This is a genomic window from Variovorax sp. SPNA7 (assembly GCF_033807855.1).
Taxonomy (GTDB): Bacteria; Pseudomonadota; Gammaproteobacteria; order Burkholderiales; family Burkholderiaceae_C; genus Variovorax; species Variovorax beijingensis.
Genome location: NZ_CP138513.1, coordinates 1,241,535 through 1,261,517, shown reverse-complemented (window position 1 = coordinate 1,261,517; position 19,983 = coordinate 1,241,535). Strand labels below are relative to the sequence as shown.

Sequence of the window (19,983 nt, the reverse complement as noted above, 5' to 3'; positions counted from 1 at the left end):
GCGGAGAATCGGCGCGCCGGCGAAACGCCTGGCCGCGTCCACCGGATGGGCGGCGCGGAAGGCCGGAGCTCGGAGCCGTGTGGGCTCGCTGCGCGATGCTAAGGGTTATCCCTTATTGGCGCACGAGACCTTTGTCATTCTCGACCGCACCGCGCGGTTTCTGGCGGATGGGGGTTGAGGGACAATGGACCCGTTGGCGCCGCGTGGACGGCGTGTTCCCCGTTCTATCCAAAGCTTCATGAAACGCACCTGGCTGCTCTTTGCCCAAGCCGTGACCGTCCTCCTGGCGGCCTATTTCGTTGTTGCCACGCTCAAGCCCGAGTGGATCAACCGCCGCGCCACCTCCCTGGGGGGCGTCGTGTCGATCGTCGAGGCGCCGGCGGGCGCCCCGTCCGTGCCGGTCGCTGGCAGCCTGAGCGCGGCGGCCAGGAAGGCCTCGCCGGCCGTGGTGAGCATCAACACCAGCAAGGCCGCGCAGCGCCATCCCCGCAGCAACGATCCGTGGTTCCGCTTTTTCTTCGGCGACCAGGGCGACCAGCCCCAGGTCGGCCTGGGCAGCGGCGTGATCGTGAGTGCCGAGGGCTACATCCTCACCAACAACCACGTGGTCGAAGGCGCGGACGAAATCGAAGTCACGCTCAACGACAGCCGCCATACGCGCGCCAAGGTGATCGGCACCGACCCTGACACCGACCTTGCCGTGCTCAAGATCGAGATGGACAAGCTGCCCGCGATCGTGCTGGGCAATTCCGACGAGCTCCAGGTGGGCGACCAGGTGCTGGCCATCGGCAATCCCTTCGGCGTGGGCCAGACGGTCACCAGCGGCATCGTCTCGGCGCTCGGGCGCAACCAGCTCGGCATCAACAACTTCGAGAACTTCATCCAGACCGACGCGGCCATCAACCCCGGCAATTCGGGCGGCGCGCTGATCGACGTCAGCGGCAACCTCCTGGGCGTCAACACCGCCATCTATTCGCGTTCGGGCGGCAGCATGGGCATCGGCTTCGCGATCCCGGTTTCCATGGCGAAGATCGTTCTCGAAGGCATCGTGAAGGACGGCCAGGTGCGCCGCGGATGGATCGGCGTCGAGCCGAACGAACTCTCGCCCGAACTGGCCGAAACCTTCGGCGTGAAGGCCGATGCCGGCGTCATCATCACCGGCGTGCTGCAGAACGGCCCCGCGGCCAAGGCCGGCATCCGTCCGGGCGACGTGATCACCTCGGTCGGCGAAAAGAAGACCGACAACGTGCAGGCCCTGCTGACCGCCGTGGCCGGCCTCAAGCCCGGCAGCACCGCGCGCTTCGCGCTGCAGCGCGGCACCGACAAGATGGAACTGGACGTGACGCCGGGCCTGCGGCCCAAGAGCCCGATGCGGCAGGTGCCGAACCAGCCCGAATGAGCGGTCAGGAAGAGGCGGAGGAATCCGCGCTTTCTTCTTCCTTCTCTTCGGATGATTTCTTGCCCCCGGCGAAATAGCGGGCGCCGATGATGCCCACCTCGTAGAGCAGGCACATCGGCACCGCCAGCGCGAGCTGCGACACCACGTCCGGCGGCGTGAGCACCGCGGCGATCACGAAGGCCACCACGATGAAGTAGCCGCGGAACGAGCGCAGCTTCTCGATGGTCACCATCTCGAAGCGCACCAGCAGCATCACGACGATCGGCACCTGGAAGGCGACGCCGAACGCGATGTAGAGCGAGAGGATGGCCTCGACATACGAGGAGATGTCGGGCGTGGCCGCCACCGCGGCCGGCGTGAACTTCTGGATGAAGCTGAACATCTTGTCCAGCACGAAGAACTGCACGAAGGCGATGCCCCCGTAGGCCAGCAGGCTGCCGAAGAAGATCAGCGGCAGCGCAAAGCGCTTTTCATGGCTGTAGAGCCCCGGCGCAATGAACATCCAGGCCTGGTACATGAGCCAGGGCAGCGCCAGCAGCACCGCCGTCATCATGAGCACCTTGAGCGGCACGAAGAACGGCGAGAACACGCCAATGGCAATGAGCTTGGCGTCCGGCGGCATGTGCGCGCGGATCGGCATCGCGATCAGGTCGATCAGCCCGCCCGGGCCGGGCCAGATGGCCAGCAGGATGCCCGCGACCGCCAGGCCGTAGACGCAATAGAGCAGCCGGTCGCGCAGCTCGACCAGATGTTGCACGAACGGTTGTTCGGTGCCCGCCAGCTCGTCTTCTGCGTCTTTGTTCTTGTTGTCGGAATCGGCCATTGGAAGGAGAAAAAGCAGGAGAAAAGCGTGGCTTCGGCCGGCGTGCGGCGCACGAGGAACGCGCTGGTGGGAAAGCCGCTAGTTGATCTTGTGGGGACGGAAGCGGGCGACGCGCGCGGCACCCGAAAGCGCCTTGGTGCGCACGCCGTTGCGCGCCTTGTACCACTGCGGCGTGGCGCCCTGCTTCAGGCGCCAGTTCTTGCGGGGGTGCCTGTATTCCGGCACCGCGGGCTCGGGTTCGGCCAGCGCCGAAAGCGTCTCGCCCGAGCCGGAGAACTGCTTCTCGAGTTCGCTTGCGCCGCTGTGGATGCTCTGCTCGACGTCCCGCGCGGCATCTTCCACCGTGCCCTTCATCTTTCGCAGTTCGTCCAGCTCCATCGAGCGGTTGACTTCAGCCTTGACGTCGTTCACGTAGCGCTGCGCCTTGCCCAGCAGGGTGCCGACGGTGCGCGCCACCCGGGGCAGCTTTTCCGGCCCGATGACGATCAGAGCCACGACGCCGATGAGCGCCAGCTTCTCAATGCCGAGGTCGAGCACTTATGACCCGCGCTCAGGACTTCTGACGCGCTTCGACGTCGATCGTGGACTTGTCGCTGTTGGCCGGCTGGCCGGTCACCTGCGCTGCAGGGGCCGACGAAGCGGCAGGTGCATCGGCGGTGGTGGTGCCGTCCTTCATGCCGTCCTTGAAGCCCTTGACGGCGCCACCAAGGTCGGAACCCATGTTCCGCAGCTTCTTGGTGCCGAAGATCATGACCACGACGAGCAGCACGATCAGCCAGTGCCAGATAGAAAAAGAACCCATGGAAGACTCCTAAGAATGTGTCCGATTTTAGTCGGCCTGAATGTGACAGTTCGGATTAATGGGATTCAGCCGCGCAGCCACGGACGGGGGCCGCCCATGACGTGCACATGGAGATGGTGAACCTCCTGCCCACCCTCGGCGCCGGTGTTGACGACGACCCGGTAGCCGCCCTCCGGATAGGGCCTGCAGCCCTGCTCCAGCGCGAGCCTGGGGGCCAGCGTCATGATCCGGCCCATCAGCGCGGCATCGTCGGGGGTGAGTTGCGCCATCGAGGCGATGTGCCGCTTGGGCACCAGCATGAAATGCACAGGCGCCCAGGGGGCGATGTCGTGAAAGCCGAACAGTTCGTCGTCCTCGTAGACCTTGCGTGAAGGAATCTTGCCTTCGATGATTTTGCAGAAGACGCAGTTCGGATCAGATGACATCTTGGGGTTCCATGGGACGGCTGCCGTTCATGCGGATCATGCCCTTCACGATCCGGTAGAGAAACCACAGCGAAATGAGGCTCCAGGCGATCCAGCCCGGCACGAGAAAGAGCAGCCAGAGCCACGAGGTCAGGATGTACAGCAGGCCCGCCCACAGCACCGAGCGGATGCGCCAGCTGAAATGCGTGGCCTGCCAGGTGCCGGCGGCGTTGTCGCGCTTGATGAAATCGATCAGCAGCGCCAGCAGCAGCAGCGCCACCGAGGCCTGCGCCCCCGGCAGGACGGCGCCAATGGCCACGATCAGGTGCAGGATATAGCTGATCCAGCCCCAGGTCTTGAGCGAGTCGTCGGGTTCCACATTCACGATGTCGTTGGCCATGGGACGTCCTTTCAATCGTTGGATGCCTCGCGGGCCTGCGCCTTGCGCAAGGCTTTTTCCTCGATGCCGCTGGTGCCCTCGCGGCGCTCGAGCTCCGCAATCACCTCGCCCGGCGAGAAACCGTAGTGCGCCAGCGCCACCATGGTGTGGAACCACAGGTCGGCCACTTCGTTCACTATTTTTGTGCGGTCGCCGCCGTGGTCGGCATCCTTGGCGGCCATGACCACCTCGGTGGCTTCCTCGCCGATCTTCTTGAGGAAGGCATCGGGGCCCTTGTGCAGCAGGCGCGCCACGTAGCTCTTGTCGGGGTCGCCGCCGCGCGCGGGCAGGCGGCTTTCGATGACCGCGGCCAGGCGTGCGAGGGCGTCCGAGGTGTTCACTGTGGCCGTCATTTGTAGATCGACTCCGGGTCTTTCAAGACCGGCTCGACCGCGTGCCATTGGCCGTTCTCGTACTTGCTGAAGAAGCAGCTGTGGCGGCCGGTGTGGCAGGCAATGCCGGGCTCGTGGCCGAGCTGGGTGACCTTGAGCAGCACGACGTCGTTGTCGCAGTCCAGGCGGATCTCGTGCACGGTCTGCACATGGCCCGATTCCTCGCCCTTGAACCAGAGCTTGCTGCGCGAGCGGCTGAAATACACCGCGCGGCCGAGCTCGGCGGTCTTCTGGAGCGCCTCGCGGTTCATCCAGGCGAACATCAGCACGTCGTTGCTGCCCTGTTCCTGCGCGATCACGGGCACCAGCCCGTTCGCGTCCCATTTCACTTCGTCAAGCCAATTCATGGCAGGTATTGTCCCACCCCGGAGCGGCCCTGAAGCGGATCAGGTCCGAACGGGAATGCCCCGCGCGGCCATGCGGGCTTTCGCCTCGCCGACCGTGTGCTCGCCGTAGTGGAAGATGCTGGCGGCCAGCACCGCGTCGGCACCGCCGGCCTGGATGCCGTCGGCCAGGTCGTCGAGGCTGCCCACGCCGCCCGAGGCGATCACCGGCACGTTGACGGCGTCGCTGACGGCGCGGGTGAGCTCGAGGTCGAAGCCGCTCTTGGTGCCGTCGCGGTCCATGCTCGTGAGCAGGATCTCGCCGGCACCGCGGCGCACCATCTCAGTTGCCCATTCGACGGCGTCCAGGCCGGTGTTCTTGCGGCCGCCATGGCTGTACACGTCCCAGCCCGCGCCGCGCGTGGCGGCCTCCTCGGGGCTGCGGCGCTTGGCGTCGATGGCCACGACGATGCATTGCGAGCCGTACTTCTGCGAGGCGTCGTTGATCACCTGAGGATCGGCAATGGCCGCCGAGTTGAAGCTGGTCTTGTCGGCGCCCGCATTGAGCAGCCGGCGCACGTCGGCCACGGTGCGCACGCCGCCGCCCACCGTCAATGGAATGAAGACCTGCGAGGCCACCGCCTCGATGATCGGCAGGATCAGGTCGCGGCCGTCGCTGGTGGCCGTGATGTCGAGAAAGGTGAGTTCGTCGGCACCCTGCGCGTTGTAGCGCGCCGCAATCTCGACCGGATCGCCGGCATCGCGCAACTCGAGAAAGTTGACGCCCTTGACCACGCGGCCGCCGGTGACGTCGAGACAGGGAATGATGCGTTTTGCGAGCATGGTCGGTCGTAAGGGAAGAAATCAGAGAACGCGAAGCTGCTGCCAGCCCTGCCATTGGGCCCCGGGCACGAGCAGCACCTGCTCGTCGATGCGCGCGGCCTCCACGCAGAGCATGTGCCGGTAGCCATCTTCGGGCATGTCGGCGAGTTTCGCACCAAGCACGGCACCAGGGTTCCAGACCACGGTTTCGCTGCAGCTGGCGCTTTGCGCAATTTCGAGCGTGCCGCTGGGCTGCACCAGCCGCAGCGGCTTCGCGGGAGCGGCGTAGACGCTGTCGAACTCGGCATCGAAACGCAGCGTCGCGGCCGTTTCCACGTGGCGGTCGTCGCGCAGCGAATCCCAGCGGTTGGCACCCTGCAGGCCTTCGAGACGCACCTGCGCAATATCGTCGACGTGCAGGTAGGTGTGCAGGGCCGCTGCAAAGCTGAACGGACCATGGCCGATGTTGAGCAGCGTCAGCGTGGTGCGCAGCCGGCTCGCGGCCATGCCGATCTGCAGGCGCGCCTCGAAAGCGTGCGGCCAGAGCTTGCGCGTGGCCTCGCTGTCGCGCAGCCGCAGCGTCAGTTCGCCCGATGTGGCGTCGATACCTCTGTTTTCCCAAGGCAGATTGCGCATGAATCCATGCTTGGGCAACATGCCGCGCTGGTTGAATTGAGGGCAGCAGATGGGCACGCCGCCGCGGATTGCGGCCACCCCATCGAACACCGCGCGTGGGCTCAGGTAGAGCCGCTCGACGCCACCCGCCGTGGTCCACGAAAGCAGCTGCGCCCCATGTAGAGACACGGTGAAAGCACCCCCGTCGGTGCTGGTGGCGCGAAGCGCCGGCTGGCCGCGAAACTCGATCGGATGGATGTCCATGGAGGAATTGTAGGCAGCGGAAAATCCCGCACGCAAAACCGGCAATGGACACTTAAGACTTCATCGGAGCCGTGGTGCTGCTGGTTGCACCGAGGGGGCTTTCTTGGATAACCTTTTGCCGCCGCACAAAAGCGCAGCCGCCGGCAGGTCCGCGCGCACCCCAAAACCATACCTACACATCGAAGAGAAAACGCATGAAGAGAAAACTGCCGGCCGCCGCCTGGATCCTGATCGCCATGGTGGTCGGCATTCTTGTCGGCTACATGATCTTCACGAGCTTTCCCGACAAGAAGGCAGCGGCGCAGATCGCAGGCTACGTGTCGATTGTGTCGGACGTGTTTCTGCGCCTCATCAAGATGCTGATCGGGCCGCTGGTGTTCTCCACGCTGGTGGTGGGCATTGCGCACATGGGCGACGCCAAGTCGGTGGGCCGCGTGTTCGGCAAGTCGCTCGGATGGTTCTTTACCGCTTCGCTCATTTCGCTGCTCATCGGCCTGGTGATGGCCAACCTTCTGAAGCCCGGCGAAAACCTGGGGCTGCCGCTGCCGGACATCGGCGCTTCGGCCAACCTGGCCACCGCGAAGTTCACCCTGAAGGACTTCGTGAGCCACCTGGTTCCAAAGTCTTTCGCCGAGGCCATGGCCAACAACGAGATCCTGCAGATCGTGGTGTTCTCGATGTTCTTCGGCGTGGCGCTCGCATCGCTCGGCGACAAGGCCAGGACGCTGGTGGCCGCCATCGACGAACTCTCGCACGCCATGCTCAAGATCACCGGCTACGTGATGAAGCTGGCGCCGCTCGCGGTGATGGCCGCCATGGCCGCCACCGTTGCGACGAACGGCCTGGGCATCCTGCTGAAGTTCGCGGTCTTCATGGGCGACTTCTACCTGGGCCTCTTCGTGCTGTGGGGCGTGCTGATTCTCGCGGGGGTGTCGTTCCTCGGACGCCGGGTGTTCAAGCTGATGGCGCTCATCAAGGAAGCCTTCCTGCTTTCGTTCGCCACCGCCAGCTCGGAAGCGGCCTACCCGAAGATCCTGCAGGCGCTCGACCGTTTCGGCGTCAAGCGCAAGATCTCCAGCTTCGTGATGCCGATGGGCTATTCGTTCAACCTGGACGGCTCGATGATGTACTGCACATTCGCCGTGCTGTTTATCGCGCAGGCCTACAACATCCACATGCCGCTGAGCACGCAGATCACCATGCTGCTCATCCTGATGCTCACCTCCAAGGGCATGGCCGGCGTGCCGCGCGCTTCGCTGGTGGTGATTGCCGCCACGCTCAACCACTTCGACATTCCGGAAGCCGGGCTGCTGCTGATCCTGGGCGTCGACACTTTCCTGGACATGGGGCGCTCGGCCACCAACGCGGTGGGCAACTCCATCGCGACGGCCGTGGTCGCCAAGTGGGAGGGCGAGTTGCTCTCCGAGAGCGATGCGGCGGTGAATGCGAAGACGCTGGACGCCGAAGCCGCAGCCACCCTCGCCCATCCGGCCCACGCGTGAGGCTCGCCATGAAGCCCAGGGCCACGCTGCCGGTTTTCATTGCCGGCCTGCTGGCGGCGGCCGCCCTTGCCACGGGCGCCCCCGTGCAGGCGCAAGAAGCGCCTGAAACGCTGACCGGCACCCTTGCCAAGGTGCGCGAGAGCGGCGCCATCGCCATCGGCTACCGCGAGTCGTCGGTGCCGTTTTCCTTTCTCAATGCACGCCAGGAGCCCGTCGGCTATTCGATCGAGCTCTGCCGCGAATTGGTCACGGCCATTGAAGATGCGGTGAACAAGAGCCTCGCGATCAAGTGGGTGCCGGTGACCTCCGATTCGCGCATGGATGCGGTCGAGCGCGGCACGGTCGATCTCGAATGCGGCTCGACCACCAACAACCTGGAGCGGCAAAAGCGCGTGAGCTTCTCGCCCACGATCTTCGTCTCGGGCACCAAGGTGCTGGTGAAGAAGGGGGCGCCGATCAAGTCGTTCCGCGACCTGGCCGGCAAGCGGGTGGCCGTCACCGCGGGCACCACCAACGAGAAGACGCTGCGCGAGCTGTCGCAGAAGTTCAAGCTCGATATCGACCTGCGGGTGGCGCGCGACCACGCCGATTCCTTCGGGCTGGTGAAAAGCGGCCAGGCCGACGCCTTTGCCACCGACGACGTGCTGCTCTACGGCCTGATCGCGCGGGAAGCCGCCAAGGCCCAGTACGAGGTGGTCGGCGACTACCTCTCCTACGACCCCTACGGCATCATGTACCGCAAGGGCGATGCGCAATTGGCCAAGGTGATCAACGACGCCTTCCAGGTGCTGGCGCAGGACGGCGAAATCGAGCGCCAGTACAAGCGCTGGTTCCTGCGCAAGCTGCCCACCGGCGAAAGCATCGACCTGCCGATGAGCGCGCAGCTGCAGGCGATCATCCAGACCATGGCGGTGAAAGCGGAATAAATAACCGCGTCGGCGGTCAGCGCGCCGGCCACGCCCAGTGCGGGATCTCGCTCATGTCGAGGTTGGCGATGCGGGTTTCGCCGAAGCGCTTCTCGAGCACCACCGATTGCAGATCGTTGCTGTCTTCGAGCGCGGCAATCAGCCGCGCGGCATGCGACACCACGATGACCTGCGATCCGCGCGCGGCCTGCGCGATCAGCCGGCCGAGCGCGGGCAGCAGGTCGGGATGCAGGCTGGTCTCGGGCTCGTTGAGCACCAGCAGCGCCGGCGGCCGGGGCGTCAGCAGCGCGGCAATCCAGAGCAGATAGCGCAGGGTGCCGTCCGATAGCTCCGCCGCCGTCAGCGGCCGCAACAGCCCGTGCTGGTGCATCAGCGTTTCGAAGCGGTCTTCGTTCACGCGCACCTGGATGCGGGCGCCTGGAAATGCATCGTCCACGGCGCGGTCGAGCGCCTCGCCGTCGCCGATCTCGCGGATGGTCTGCAGCGCGGCGGCCAGGTCGGCACCATCGTTGGCGAGCACCGGCGTGTAGGTGCCAAGCTGCGGCTGGCGCGCGGGCGCATCGGCGTCGGAGCGGAAGTGGTCGTAGAAGCGCCAGGAGCGCATCTGCTCGCGCAGCGCGAGCATCTCGGGCGCGGCGTGGGGATCGGCGTACTCGGTCATCATGCTGGCGAAGTGGGCGATGGGCCGCCCCACCGCCTGCCAGCTTCCGCTGCGCTCGCCGCGCAGCCGCAGCGCTGCGCCCTTGCGGTCGACCAGTTGCGTGGCGGGCCGCAGAACCGGGCCGCTCCAGATGGCCTCGCGCTTGATTTCAGGATCTCCGCCAAAGGCTGTTTCGCGCGGCACCGGAAGTCCGATGTCGATGGCGTAGCCGAAGTCGCTCGTCTCGACGCCCGAGAAGCCGAGCCGCAGGTTCACGGGCTCGTTGCGCACTGTGCCCTGCACCGGGGTATCGCCGCGCAGCATGGCGGCCGAAAAGCGCTCGGGCCCGGCCCAGAGGGTGGAAGAGAGACCGCCCTCGCGCACCAGCGAGCGGATCACGCCGCCGTTGGCAATGTCGGCCAGGAGCCGCATCGCGCGATAGACGCTGGACTTGCCGCTGCCGTTGGGCCCGGTCACCACCGTGAGCCGCCCGAGCGGCACCGTCAGCTGGCGCAGCGAGCGGTAGTTGGCGATGGCAAGCGCGGAAAGCACGCCGCGCTACAGAAGAGGAAAGCGCCTCAGGCGCCGGCAAGCTCGTCCGCGCGGGCCTGCGCGGCGGCGAAGTCGAGGTCGCCCGAATAGATGGCCCGGCCGCAGATCACGCCTTCGACGCCTTCGGACTCGACCGCGCAGAGCTGGTCGATGTCGGCCATGTTCGACAGGCCGCCCGAGGCGATCACCGGAATGGTCAAGGCCTGCGCGAGCTTGACGGTGGCATCGATGTTGATGCCCGAGAGCATGCCGTCGCGGCCGATGTCGGTGTAGATGATCGATTCGACGCCGTAGTCCTCGAACTTCTTGCCCAGGTCGGCCACCTCGTGGCCCGTGAGCTTGCTCCAGCCGTCGGTGGCCACCTTGCCGTCCTTGGCGTCGAGCCCCACGATGATGTGGCCGCCGAAGGCCACGCAGGCGTCCTTCAGGAAGCCCGGGTTCTTGACCGCGGCGGTGCCGATGATCACGTAGCGCAGGCCGTCGTCGATGTAGCGCTCGATGGTGTCGAGGTCGCGGATGCCGCCGCCCAGCTGCACCGGAATGTCGTCGCCCACCTCGCGCAGGATCGCCTTGATGGCCGCGTGGTTCTGCGGCTTGCCGGCGAAGGCGCCATTCAGGTCGACCAGGTGCAGCCGCCGCGCGCCGGCCTCGACCCACTTGCGGGCCATGGCGGCGGGGTCTTCGCTGAAGATGGTGGACTGGTCCATGTCGCCCTGTTTGAGGCGAACGCAATGGCCGTCTTTGAGATCAATGGCGGGAATGAGGAGCATGGAAGTGACGCGAGTGTGCGGAATCCGGGCTGAGGAAGGTTCGGCCCGGGCGGGAATATAAGGTCAGGGATTCCAGTGGAGGAAATTTCGGTAGAGCTGCAACCCATGGTCCGCACTCTTCTCCGGGTGGAACTGGGTGGCAAAAATGTTATCGCGTGCGACGGCGGCGGTAAAGCATGCCCCGTAATCGGCCTCGCCCACACTGTGCCGGATGTCGGCCGGCCGCGCATAGAAGCTGTGCACGAAATAGAAGTAGCTCATGTCCGGCACGCCCGCCCACACGGGGTGCGGCCGGGCCTGGCGCACCTGGTTCCAGCCCATCTGCGGCACCTTGAAGCGGCTGCCGTCGGGCTGCAGGCGGCCCGCCAGGTCGAACTTGACGACTTCGCCCGGAATCAGCCCGAGCCCGTCGGTCGGGCCTTCGTCGCTGCGCGACAGCAGCATCTGCATGCCCACGCATACGCCGAAGAGCGGCTTGCTCGCCGCGGCCTCGAGCACCGACTCCTGCAGGCCGGAGTCGCGCAGCTCGCGCATGCAGTCGGGCATCGCGCCCTGCCCCGGCAGCACCACGCGCGTGGCCTTGCGCACCACCTCGGGGTCGGAGGTGACGAAGACCTGCACGCCCACCTGGTCGGCCGCATGCTGCACGGCCTGCGAGACGGAGCGCAGGTTGCCCATGCCGTAGTCGACCACGGCGACGGTATTTGCTACAGATTTCATAGCTTGGCGGCAGGGGCGTTCAGAGCGAGCCCTTGGTCGATGGAATGACGCCCACGGAGCGTGGATCGAGTTCGAGCGCGCCGCGCATCGCGCGCGCAAAGGCCTTGAACACGGTTTCGCACTGGTGGTGCGCGTTCACGCCCTTGAGGTTGTCGATGTGCAGCGTGACGAAGGCATGGTTGACGAAGCCCTGGAAGAACTCGTAGGTGAGCTGGCTGTCGAAGGTGCCGATCATGCCGCTCGTGAACGGTACGTGCATCACCAGGCCGGGGCGGCCCGAGAAGTCGATGACCACGCGGCTCAGCGCCTCGTCGAGCGGCACGTAGGCATGGCCGTAGCGGCGGATGCCCTTCTTGTCGCCCACGGCCTTGGCCACAGCCTGGCCCAGCGTGATGCCCACGTCTTCCACCGTGTGATGGCCGTCGATGTGCAGGTCGCCCTGGCAGTCGATCTCGAGGTCGATCAGGCCGTGGCGGGCGATCTGGTCGAGCATGTGGTCGAAAAAGCCGATGCCCGTGGAGAGCCTGGCCTTGCCCGTGCCGTCCAGGTTGACGCTGACGGTGATCTTGGTCTCGGCGGTGTTGCGGGTGACCGATGCGGTGCGATCGGCAACGCCCGTGTCGGCTGTTTGGGGGGTGGTCATAGTGAGGCTTCGAGTGCCGCGAGCATCCGCGCATTCTCGTCGGCCGTTCCGACGGTGAGGCGCAGGCAGTTTGCGAGCAGTTCGTGCATTTTAGAAACGTTCTTCACAAGAATCCCGCGCGCCTTCATGCCCTCGAAGGCCTTGGAGGCATCGGGCACGCGCACGAGGATCATGTTGGCATCGCTCGGCCAGGCCTTCACGCCCGCCAGGCGGCCCAGCCCCATCATGAGGCGGTGGCGCTCGTCGCGGATCTGCCGCGCCTGGGCCTCGAATACCTCGGTGTGCTCGAGCGCGAACAGTGCGCATTCGCAATTGAGCACGCTGATGTTGTAGGGCGGGCGCACCTTGTCGATCTGCGCGACCAGCGCGGCCGGGCCCATGAGGTAGCCCAGGCGGATGCCGGCCAGGCCGAACTTGCTGAGCGTGCGCATCAGGAGCACGTGGCCGTGCCGCGCGATGCGGTCGATGTAGCTTCGGGCCGCGAAGGGCTGGTAGGCCTCGTCGATCACCACCAGGCCGCCCTGCTCGCCCTGGGCCTGCACGATCTTCTCGATGGCGGCATCGTCCCAAAGGTTGGCGGTGGGATTGTTCGGATACGCCAGGTACACGATGGCCGGCTTCTCGCGTGCGATGGCGGCGAGCATGGCTGCCTCGTCGAGCTCGAAGTCGGCCGTGAGCGGCACGCCGACGAAGCGCAGGCCCTGCAGTTGCGCGCTCATGGCGTACATCACGAAGCCGGGCACGGGCGCGAGCACCGTGGCGCCGGGCATGTCGCAGGCAATGGCGAGCAGCGAGATCAGCTCGTCGGAGCCGTTGCCCAGCATCAGCGAAAAGCCCTCGGGCATCTGCGCGTGCGCGGCCAGCGCGCGCTGCAGGTCGGCGCCGCGCTCGCCCGGATAGCGGTTGAGCGCGAGTGCGCCGAGCCGCGCGCCAAGCTCGGCCTGCAGCGCAGGCGGCAGGCCGAAGGGGTTTTCCATGGCGTCGAGCTTGACGAAGCCGCGTGCGTCCTGCACCGCGTAGGCATGCATGGACTGCACGTCGGAGCGGATGCGGTCGATCGGGCGGGCGGCGGGCAGAGAAGATGTCATCGGGTGCAGCGGTAGCTGTTTCTGAGGGCGCCGGCCATGACCAGCTGAACGGGCATGTCGGCTTCGTAGCTGTCGGCGTTGCGGGTCAGCTCGGTTTGGTAGAGGGAGCGTGCCATCGCAGGCTCCAGGCGCCGGCCCTCGACGCAGAAGACCGGCTTCTGGCCGTTGCGCTGCGAGGCTTCCACGCCTTCGCGCAGGCCTTCGAGCACGCCGACGAGGTAGTAGCTCGCGTAGGCCTTGCCGTCCGTCTCGCTCGCTTCCAGCGTGCGCAGCTCGCGGATGCTCATGGCCTGCGCCGAGCCCGCAGCCGCGAGCGCCAGCAGCCATGCCGCCGCGCGCGAACGATGAAAAGAACGGCGTCGAGCCATCTTGCTTTGCCCCTGTCCGCGGCGGAGGGCTTCAGATCCTGCGCAGGCGCATGCGCGCCGCTTCGGCGTGCGCCTGCAGGCCTTCGCCTTCGGCCAGCGTGACGGCGATGGGCCCGAGCACCTGCGCGCCGGCTTCGCTCACTTCGATGAGGCTCGAGCGCTTCTGGAAGTCGTACACGCCGAGCGGGCTCGAGAAGCGCGCCGTGCCGCTGGTCGGCAGCACGTGGTTGGGGCCCGCGCAATAGTCGCCCAGGCTCTCGCTGGTGAAGGCGCCCAGGAAGATCGCGCCGGCATGGCGCAGCAGCGGCTCCCAGCGCTGCGGCTCGCTGCTGCTGACTTCCAGGTGCTCCGGGGCGATGCGGTTGCTGATCTCGCAGGCCTCTTCCATGCTCTTCGTGTGGATGAGCGCGCCGCGGCCGTTGAGCGAAGCCGCGATGATTTCGGCGCGCGGCATGCCGGGCAGCAGGCGGTCGATCTCGGCCTGCACGCGGTCGATGTACGCGGCGTCGGGGCACAGCAGGATGCTCTGCGCGAGCTCGTCGTGCTCGGCCTGGCTGAACAGATCCATCGCCACCCAGTCGGGCGGCGTGCTGCCGTCGGCCAGCACGAGGATTTCGCTCGGGCCCGCGATCATGTCGATGCCCACGGTGCCGAACACGCGGCGCTTGGCGGCGGCCACGTAGGCGTTGCCGGGGCCGGTGATCTTGTCGACCGCGGGGATGGTGGCGGTGCCGTAGGCCAGCGCGGCCACGGCCTGGGCGCCGCCGATCGTGAAGGCGCGCGTGACGCCGGCCACGTAGGCGGCGGCGAGCACCAGCACATTGCGCTCGCCCCTGGTGGACGACTGCCCGCCCGAGCCACCCGTGGCCACGCTGCCCTTCGCGGGCGTGGGAACCACCATGATGATTTCGCCGACGCCCGCCACGTGGGCCGGAATGGCGTTCATCAACAGGCTGGACGGATAGGCGGCCTTGCCGCCCGGCACGTAGATGCCCACGCGGTCGAGCGGCGTGACCTTCTGGCCCAGCAGCGTGCCATCCACGTCGCGATAGCTCCAGCTCTCGCCGCTGGCCTTCTTCTGCGCCTCATGGTAGCTGCGTACGCGGTCGGCCGCGGCCTGCAGCGCATCGCGCTGCGCGGCGGGCAGCGAGTCGAAGGCTTCCTTGAAATCGGCCTGCGTCAGTTCGAGTTCCGGCACGGCCGCGGCGCCGAGGCCATCGAAGCGGCGCGTGTACTCCAGCACCGCCTCGTCCCCGCGCTTCTGCACATCCGCCAGGATGTCCGCCACCACCTTCTCGATGGCCGCATCGGCATCCGCAGACCAATGCAGCCGCGCCTTGAATTCAGCGTCGAAGCCGGCTGAAGCCGTGGAGAGGCGGACGGGGGCTGCTTTCGGGGTCATGTGCGTGAAATTCAGGCAGTGGGAATGGCCGATGCGAAGGCGTCGATGATGCGGCGGATCGGCTCGCGCTTGAGCTTGAGCGCGGCCTGGTTGACCACGAGGCGCGCGCTGATGTCCATGATGCGCTCGACCTCGACCAGGTGGTTGGCCTTGAGCGTGCTGCCGGTCGAGACCAGGTCGACGATGGCGTCGGCCAGGCCGGTGAGCGGCGCGAGCTCCATGCTGCCGTAGAGCTTGATCAGGTCGACGTGCACGCCCTTGGTGGCGAAGAAGTCGCGCGCGAGGCCCACGTACTTGGTGGCGACGCGCAGGCGCGAGCCCTGCTTCACGGCCGAGGCGTAATCGTAGTCGGCGCGCACCGCCACGCTGAGGCGGCAGGCCGCGATGCGCAGGTCCAGCGGCTGGTACATGCCCTGGTTGCCGTGCTCGAGCAGCACATCGGAGCCGGTCACGCCCAAGTCGGCGCCGCCGTACTGCACATAGGTGGGCACGTCGGAGGCGCGCACCAGCACCACGCGCACGTCGGGCCGGGTGGTGGCCAGGATCAGCTTGCGCGATTTTTCGGGGTCTTCGGTGACCTCGATGCCGGCGGCGGCCAGCAGCGGCATCGTCTCTTCGAAGATGCGGCCTTTCGAGAGCGCCAGGGTGATCATGCGGCGGCTCCCGAAATGCGTTCGATGTCGGCCCCGAGGCCGCGCAGCTTGGCTTCCATGCGGTCGTAGCCGCGGTCCAGGTGGTAGATGCGGTCGACCAGCGTCTCGCCCTCGGCCACGAGGCCGGCGATCACGAGGCTGGCCGAGGCGCGCAGGTCGGTCGCCATCACGGTGGCGCCCGAGAGCTGCTGCACGCCCTCGACCATCGCCACCTTGCCCTCGACATGGATCGTGGCGCCCAGGCGCACCATCTCGTTCACGTGCATGAAGCGGTTCTCGAAGATGGTCTCGGTGACCATCGATGCGCCGCGCGCGATCACGTTCAGGGCCATGAACTGGGCCTGCATGTCGGTCGGGAAGCCCGGGTATTCGGTGGTGCTGAAGCTCTGCGCCTTGAGGTGCTCGCAGGCCGGGGCGCTGGAACTGATGCGCACGCCGCCCTCTTGCGCCGCGACCGTGCAGCCGGCCTCGCGCAGCTTGTCGATCACCGCGTCCATGTGGTCGGCCCGCGCATGGCGCAGGAACACGTCGCCGCCGGTGGCCGCAACGGCGCACAGGAAGGTTCCGGCCTCGATGCGGTCGGCCACCACGGCGTGCTCGCAGCCGTGCAGCTTCTCGACGCCCTGGATGCGAATGTGGCTGGTGCCGTGGCCTTCGATCTTTGCGCCCATGCGGATCAGCATTTCGGCCAGGTCGACGATCTCGGGTTCCTGCGCGGCGTTTTCGAGCAGCGTCTCGCCCTCGGCGAGTGCGGCGGCCATGAGGAAGTTCTCGGTGCCCGTGACGGTGACCATGTCGGTCAGGATGCGCGCGCCCTTCAGGCGGGTGCGCCCGGCCGGCAGGCTGGCGATCATGTAGCCGTGCTCGACCACGATCTCGGCGCCCATCGCCTGCAGACCCTTGATGTGCTGGTCGACCGGCCGCGAGCCGATGGCGCAGCCGCCCGGCAGCGACACCTTGGCATGGCCGAAGCGCGCGAGCAGCGGGCCCAGGGCCAGCACGGAGGCGCGCATGGTCTTCACCAGTTCGTAGGGCGCCTCGGGGTTGCTGAGGTCGCCCGCATCGAGCCGCACCGTGCCGTTGTCGTCGCGCTCGGCCGCAACGCCCATGTTGCGCACCAGCTTGAGCATGGTCGACACGTCCTGCAGGCGCGGCACGTTGTGCAGCGTCACGGGCTGGTCGGTCAAGAGCGCGGCGCACAGCTCCGGCAAGGCTGCGTTCTTGGCGCCGGAAATGAGTACCTCGCCGCGGAGCTGGCGCCCGCCGCGAATCAGAAGTTTGTCCATCGAATTTCCAGCGAATCAGGGCCCGGAGGCCGGAGAGTTATTTTTCCAACGCCGCCCATTCGGCCGGCGTGTAGGTCTTCATCGAGAGCGCATGCACCTCGTCGGTATGCATTTTCGCACCCAGGGTCGCGTAGACCCGCTGGTGGCGCTGAATCGCGCGCTTGCCCTCGAATTCGGCCGAGACGATGGTGGCGTACCAATGCCGGCCATCGCCTTCGAGCGTGATGTGCTCGCAGGGAAGGTGGGACTGGATCAGGGCCTGGAGTTGTTCGGCGGTCATGGGAATTGGAAAGGGCCTTTCAGCCTCTGATTTTGTAGCCGATGCGCAGCAGGTGGACGGCGATGGCGCTCACCACCAGCCAGGCGGCGCCGACGATGCCCAGGCTGAGCCAGGGCGAGGCGTCGCTCACGCCGAAGAAGCCGTAGCGGAAGCCGTCGATCATGTAGAAGAACGGGTTCAGGTGGCTCACGCCCTGCCAGAACGGCGGCAGCGAGCCGATCGAATAGAAAACGCCCGACAGAAAGGTCATGGGCATGATCAGGAAGTTCTGGAACACCGCCATCTGGTCGAACTTCTCGGCCCAGAGCCCGGCAATGAGGCCCAGCGTGCCGAGCATGGCGGAGCCCAGCAGCGCGAACACCAGGATCCAGAGCGGCGCAACGAAGCTCGGCATCGCGAAGAACACGGTGACCGCGAACACGCCGAGCCCCACGGCCAGCCCGCGGATCACAGACGAGCCCACGTAGGCGAAGAACCAGCCCCAGTGCGACAGCGGCGTGAGCAGCACGAACACCAGGTTGCCCATGATCTTGCTCTGGATGATCGACGACGAGCTGTTGGCGAAGGCGTTCTGCAGCACGCTCATCATCACGAGGCCCGGCACCAGGAAGGCGGTGTAGCCGACCGACCCGTAGACCTTCACATGGTCTTCGAGCACGTGGCCGAACACCATCAGGTAGAGCAGCGCGGTGAGCACCGGCGCGCCGACGGTCTGGAAGCCGACCTTCCAGAAGCGCAGCGTTTCCTTGTAGAGCAGCGCGCGCCACCCAGTAACGGCCATCATCTCGCCACCTCCAGCGGCGTCTGCTCGCCCGCCATCAGGTCGATGAACACGTCTTCCAGGTCGGCCTTGCGCATTTCCACGTCTTCCACCGCGACGCCGGCTTCGCGGATCGCGGCCAGCAGTTGTTCGACTTCATGGGCGTTCTGCGCCGGCAGCTGCACGATGCGCCCGGTGATGCGCGCATGCTGCGCGATGGCCCAGGGCAGCATGGCGTCGGTCTTGAAGCGCAGCACGTTGCTGGCGGCCGATTTCAAGAGCTCGCTGGTGCGGTCCAGGGCGATCACCTTGCCGAGCTTGAGCATCGCGATGCGGCTGCACAGCGCCTCGGCCTCTTCGAGGTAGTGGGTGGTCAGCAGCACGGTGCTGCCCTCCTTGTTGAGCCTGGCGACAAACTGCCAGAGCGTCTGGCGCAACTCGACGTCGACCCCGGCGGTGGGCTCGTCCAGCACGATCACGGGCGGCTTGTGCACCAGCGCCTGCGCCACCAGCACCCGGCGCTTCATGCCGCCCGAGAGCTGGCGCATGTTGGCCGTGGCCTTGTCGGCCAGGCCCAGGCTTTGCAGCAGTTCGTCGATCCAGGGTTCGTTGTTCTTGATGCCGAAGTAGCCCGACTGGATGCGCAGCGATTCGCGCACATTGAAGAAGGGGTCGAACACCAGCTCCTGCGGCACGATGCCGAGCTGGCGCCGAGCCTCGGCATAGTCGCGCTGCACGTCGAAGCCATGGACGCTGATGGCCCCGGCCGTGGGGCGGGACAGCCCGGCGAGCATGCTGATGAGCGTGGTCTTGCCCGCGCCATTGGGCCCGAGCAGGCCGAAGAACTCGCCCGGCTCGATCTGGAAGCTGACCTCGTCGACGGCGCGCAGCCCCTGCTTGCCTTGGGCCCGCTGCTGTCTGGAGGGAGGGTAGGTCTTGGAGACCGATTGGAATGAGATCGCGGGCATGGGAGCCGGCGATTTTACGGGCCCGCCCCGCAGGCCGCTTGGCGGCGGCCGGATGCCCTGACGCGGCCGCTGCCGGGCCGCCGGCGATCAGGGCGCCGCCGGCAGAAGCCCCGCGATACCGTAGAGCGCGGCCAGTTCGCGCAGCCGCGGCGAAAGTCCCTTGACCGCAAAACCCCGGCCGAGCGCGCTCGATTCGCGGCGGCACTCCAGCAGCACCGCCAGGGCCGAGGAATCGAACTGCGCCAGCGCGCTGGCGTCCACCACCGTGGATGTGTCGGTCTGCCCCTTCAACCCCTGCTGCAGCATGCGCATGCAGGCCGGGGCTTCGTCGTGGGTGAGTTTGGAGGGCAGGACCAGCATGGCCTCAGCTCTTGCCGTTGTTGCCCTTGTTGCGCGCCGCCAGCGCTGCAATCAGGCCGTCGATGCCGCGGGCGTTGATTTCCTGCGAGAACTGGGTGCGGTAGGTGTCGACCAGCCAGACGCCCAGCACATTGAGGTTGTAGACCTTCCAGCCGCCGCCCTGGCCGGGCGTTTTCTCGAGCCGGTAGTCCAGTTGCACCGGATCGCCGCGGCCCTTGACCTCGGTGCGGACCAGCACTTCGGTGTCTTCGGGCGAACCGCGGAACGGACGCACCGTGACGGTCTGGTCGCTCACCTGGTCGAGCGCGCCGGCATAGGTGCGCACCAGCAGGGTCTTGAATTCTTCCTGCAGCCGCTTTTGCTGCTCCGGGGTGGCCTGGCGCCATGCCGGGCCGACGGCGGAAGCCGTCATGCGCTGGAAGTTGACGTTGGGCATGATCTTGCTGTCGACCAGCACCATGATCTTGCTGACGTCGCCAGCCTTGATGGAAGTATCGGCCTTGATGGTTTCGAGCACATCGGTCGACAAACGCTTGACCAGCGCATCAGGCGCTTCGTCGGCGGCATGGGCCGGACGCACGAAAGCCGTCGCGGCGCCGAAGAGCAAGGCGCTGGCCAGCACCAGGCGGCCAAAGCCGCGTCGTTGCAAGATCTTGTTGTTCATGGCATTCCCTTCAAGTGGAAAATCCGCAGGGCGCAATGGAAGCCGCGCCTGCTGGAAAAAGAACGTGTTCGACAGCTTCCCGGCCGACCGGGTTCCTGAAGCGCAGGTGAAGCCTTGA

Annotated in this window: 26 protein-coding genes; 3 read left to right on the top strand and 23 right to left on the bottom strand. The window is 66.6% G+C overall.

The genetic code is table 11. The annotated features are described in order from the left end of the window. Positions 1–238 precede the first annotated feature (238 nt). On the top strand, positions 239–1,399 hold the full coding sequence (locus RZE77_RS05700) for a trypsin-like peptidase domain-containing protein (protein WP_319430181.1): 1,161 nt from the start codon (positions 239–241) through the stop codon (positions 1,397–1,399). A 4-nt stretch (positions 1,400–1,403) separates the two neighbouring features. On the opposite strand, the gene tatC is transcribed toward RZE77_RS05700, so the two are convergent. The 9 genes from tatC to RZE77_RS05655 all read right to left on the bottom strand — a co-directional run bounded on the left by tatC (position 1,404) and on the right by RZE77_RS05655 (position 6,283). After that, positions 1,404–2,222, bottom strand: coding sequence for a twin-arginine translocase subunit TatC (gene tatC, locus RZE77_RS05695; RefSeq protein ID WP_319430179.1), 819 nt, complete (start codon positions 2,220–2,222; stop codon positions 1,404–1,406). A gap of 78 nt (positions 2,223–2,300) precedes the next feature. After that, entirely contained in the window at positions 2,301–2,759 is a 459-nt protein-coding gene (gene tatB / locus RZE77_RS05690; RefSeq protein WP_124957405.1) for a Sec-independent protein translocase protein TatB, read from the bottom strand. Positions 2,760–2,772: 13 nt separating this feature from the next. Then, positions 2,773–3,024 carry a Sec-independent protein translocase subunit TatA gene (tatA, locus tag RZE77_RS05685; RefSeq protein WP_124957406.1) on the bottom strand — a complete coding sequence of 84 codons (252 nt, stop codon included), beginning with the start codon at positions 3,022–3,024 and terminating at the stop codon, positions 2,773–2,775. Positions 3,025–3,089: 65 nt separating this feature from the next. Next, positions 3,090–3,449: a histidine triad nucleotide-binding protein gene (locus tag RZE77_RS05680; protein ID WP_012746328.1), complete on the bottom strand. Its 360-nt coding sequence runs from the start codon at positions 3,447–3,449 to the stop codon at positions 3,090–3,092. Further along, positions 3,439–3,828 (bottom strand): DUF4870 family protein, encoded by a 390-nt coding sequence (locus RZE77_RS05675; RefSeq protein WP_319430174.1) that lies wholly within the window; start codon positions 3,826–3,828, stop codon positions 3,439–3,441. The genes RZE77_RS05680 and RZE77_RS05675 overlap by 11 nt, the downstream gene beginning before the upstream one ends. Before the next feature lie 11 nt (positions 3,829–3,839). Next, a complete protein-coding gene (locus RZE77_RS05670; RefSeq protein WP_012746326.1) occupies positions 3,840–4,220 on the bottom strand; it encodes a phosphoribosyl-ATP diphosphatase in 381 nt (126 codons plus the stop codon). Beyond that, complete coding sequence (gene hisI, locus RZE77_RS05665) at positions 4,217–4,615, bottom strand: phosphoribosyl-AMP cyclohydrolase (protein WP_319432905.1); 399 nt, start codon at positions 4,613–4,615, stop codon at positions 4,217–4,219. The genes RZE77_RS05670 and hisI overlap by 4 nt, the downstream gene beginning before the upstream one ends. A 30-nt stretch (positions 4,616–4,645) precedes the next feature. Continuing rightward, positions 4,646–5,425, bottom strand: a complete 780-nt coding sequence (gene hisF / locus RZE77_RS05660) for an imidazole glycerol phosphate synthase subunit HisF (protein WP_319441049.1) — start codon at positions 5,423–5,425, stop codon at positions 4,646–4,648. Positions 5,426–5,446: 21 nt separating this feature from the next. Further along, positions 5,447–6,283: a D-hexose-6-phosphate mutarotase gene (locus tag RZE77_RS05655; protein ID WP_319441048.1), complete on the bottom strand. Its 837-nt coding sequence runs from the start codon at positions 6,281–6,283 to the stop codon at positions 5,447–5,449. 194 nt (positions 6,284–6,477) lie between these two features. Between RZE77_RS05655 and RZE77_RS05650 the strand changes: the two genes are divergently transcribed. Beyond that, positions 6,478–7,785, top strand: a complete 1,308-nt coding sequence (locus RZE77_RS05650) for a dicarboxylate/amino acid:cation symporter (protein WP_124957413.1) — start codon at positions 6,478–6,480, stop codon at positions 7,783–7,785. A gap of 8 nt (positions 7,786–7,793) precedes the next feature. Then, a complete protein-coding gene (locus tag RZE77_RS05645; protein ID WP_319441047.1) occupies positions 7,794–8,711 on the top strand; it encodes an amino acid ABC transporter substrate-binding protein in 918 nt (305 codons plus the stop codon). Positions 8,712–8,727: 16 nt separating this feature from the next. On the opposite strand, the gene RZE77_RS05640 is transcribed toward RZE77_RS05645, so the two are convergent. The 14 genes from RZE77_RS05640 to RZE77_RS05575 all read right to left on the bottom strand — a co-directional run bounded on the left by RZE77_RS05640 (position 8,728) and on the right by RZE77_RS05575 (position 19,865). Beyond that, entirely contained in the window at positions 8,728–9,903 is a 1,176-nt protein-coding gene (locus tag RZE77_RS05640; RefSeq protein WP_319441046.1) for an AAA family ATPase, read from the bottom strand. Positions 9,904–9,929: 26 nt separating this feature from the next. Beyond that, positions 9,930–10,673, bottom strand: a complete 744-nt coding sequence (gene hisA / locus RZE77_RS05635) for a 1-(5-phosphoribosyl)-5-[(5-phosphoribosylamino)methylideneamino]imidazole-4-carboxamide isomerase (protein ID WP_012746319.1) — start codon at positions 10,671–10,673, stop codon at positions 9,930–9,932. 63 nt (positions 10,674–10,736) lie between these two features. After that, positions 10,737–11,393, bottom strand: coding sequence for an imidazole glycerol phosphate synthase subunit HisH (hisH, locus tag RZE77_RS05630; protein ID WP_319441045.1), 657 nt, complete (start codon positions 11,391–11,393; stop codon positions 10,737–10,739). Between the two features lie 19 nt (positions 11,394–11,412). After that, positions 11,413–12,036, bottom strand: coding sequence for an imidazoleglycerol-phosphate dehydratase HisB (gene hisB / locus RZE77_RS05625; RefSeq protein ID WP_319441044.1), 624 nt, complete (start codon positions 12,034–12,036; stop codon positions 11,413–11,415). Then, a complete protein-coding gene (hisC, locus tag RZE77_RS05620) occupies positions 12,033–13,124 on the bottom strand; it encodes a histidinol-phosphate transaminase (protein WP_319441043.1) in 1,092 nt (363 codons plus the stop codon). The genes hisB and hisC overlap by 4 nt, the downstream gene beginning before the upstream one ends. Continuing rightward, entirely contained in the window at positions 13,121–13,492 is a 372-nt protein-coding gene (locus RZE77_RS05615) for a hypothetical protein (RefSeq protein ID WP_319441042.1), read from the bottom strand. Before RZE77_RS05615 ends, hisC begins: the two co-directional genes overlap by 4 nt. A 31-nt stretch (positions 13,493–13,523) precedes the next feature. Next, complete coding sequence (hisD, locus tag RZE77_RS05610; RefSeq protein ID WP_319441041.1) at positions 13,524–14,894, bottom strand: histidinol dehydrogenase; 1,371 nt, start codon at positions 14,892–14,894, stop codon at positions 13,524–13,526. An 11-nt stretch (positions 14,895–14,905) separates the two neighbouring features. Beyond that, the gene (gene hisG / locus RZE77_RS05605) at positions 14,906–15,547 is read right to left on the bottom strand and encodes an ATP phosphoribosyltransferase (RefSeq protein ID WP_319441040.1); all 642 of its coding nucleotides are present in this window, start codon (positions 15,545–15,547) and stop codon (positions 14,906–14,908) included. Beyond that, positions 15,544–16,833 carry a UDP-N-acetylglucosamine 1-carboxyvinyltransferase gene (gene murA, locus RZE77_RS05600; protein WP_319441039.1) on the bottom strand — a complete coding sequence of 430 codons (1,290 nt, stop codon included), beginning with the start codon at positions 16,831–16,833 and terminating at the stop codon, positions 15,544–15,546. Before murA ends, hisG begins: the two co-directional genes overlap by 4 nt. A gap of 37 nt (positions 16,834–16,870) precedes the next feature. Next, the gene (locus RZE77_RS05595; RefSeq protein WP_012746311.1) at positions 16,871–17,113 is read right to left on the bottom strand and encodes a BolA family protein; all 243 of its coding nucleotides are present in this window, start codon (positions 17,111–17,113) and stop codon (positions 16,871–16,873) included. Positions 17,114–17,132: 19 nt separating this feature from the next. Continuing rightward, positions 17,133–17,897, bottom strand: a complete 765-nt coding sequence (locus RZE77_RS05590; RefSeq protein ID WP_319441038.1) for an ABC transporter permease — start codon at positions 17,895–17,897, stop codon at positions 17,133–17,135. Further along, complete coding sequence (locus RZE77_RS05585; protein WP_124957422.1) at positions 17,894–18,841, bottom strand: ABC transporter ATP-binding protein; 948 nt, start codon at positions 18,839–18,841, stop codon at positions 17,894–17,896. Before RZE77_RS05585 ends, RZE77_RS05590 begins: the two co-directional genes overlap by 4 nt. Positions 18,842–18,928: 87 nt before the next feature. Next, the gene (locus RZE77_RS05580) at positions 18,929–19,201 is read right to left on the bottom strand and encodes an STAS domain-containing protein (protein WP_319441037.1); all 273 of its coding nucleotides are present in this window, start codon (positions 19,199–19,201) and stop codon (positions 18,929–18,931) included. A gap of 4 nt (positions 19,202–19,205) precedes the next feature. Further along, on the bottom strand, positions 19,206–19,865 hold the full coding sequence (locus RZE77_RS05575; protein ID WP_124957424.1) for an MlaC/ttg2D family ABC transporter substrate-binding protein: 660 nt from the start codon (positions 19,863–19,865) through the stop codon (positions 19,206–19,208). Between the last annotated feature and the right edge of the window lie 118 nt (positions 19,866–19,983).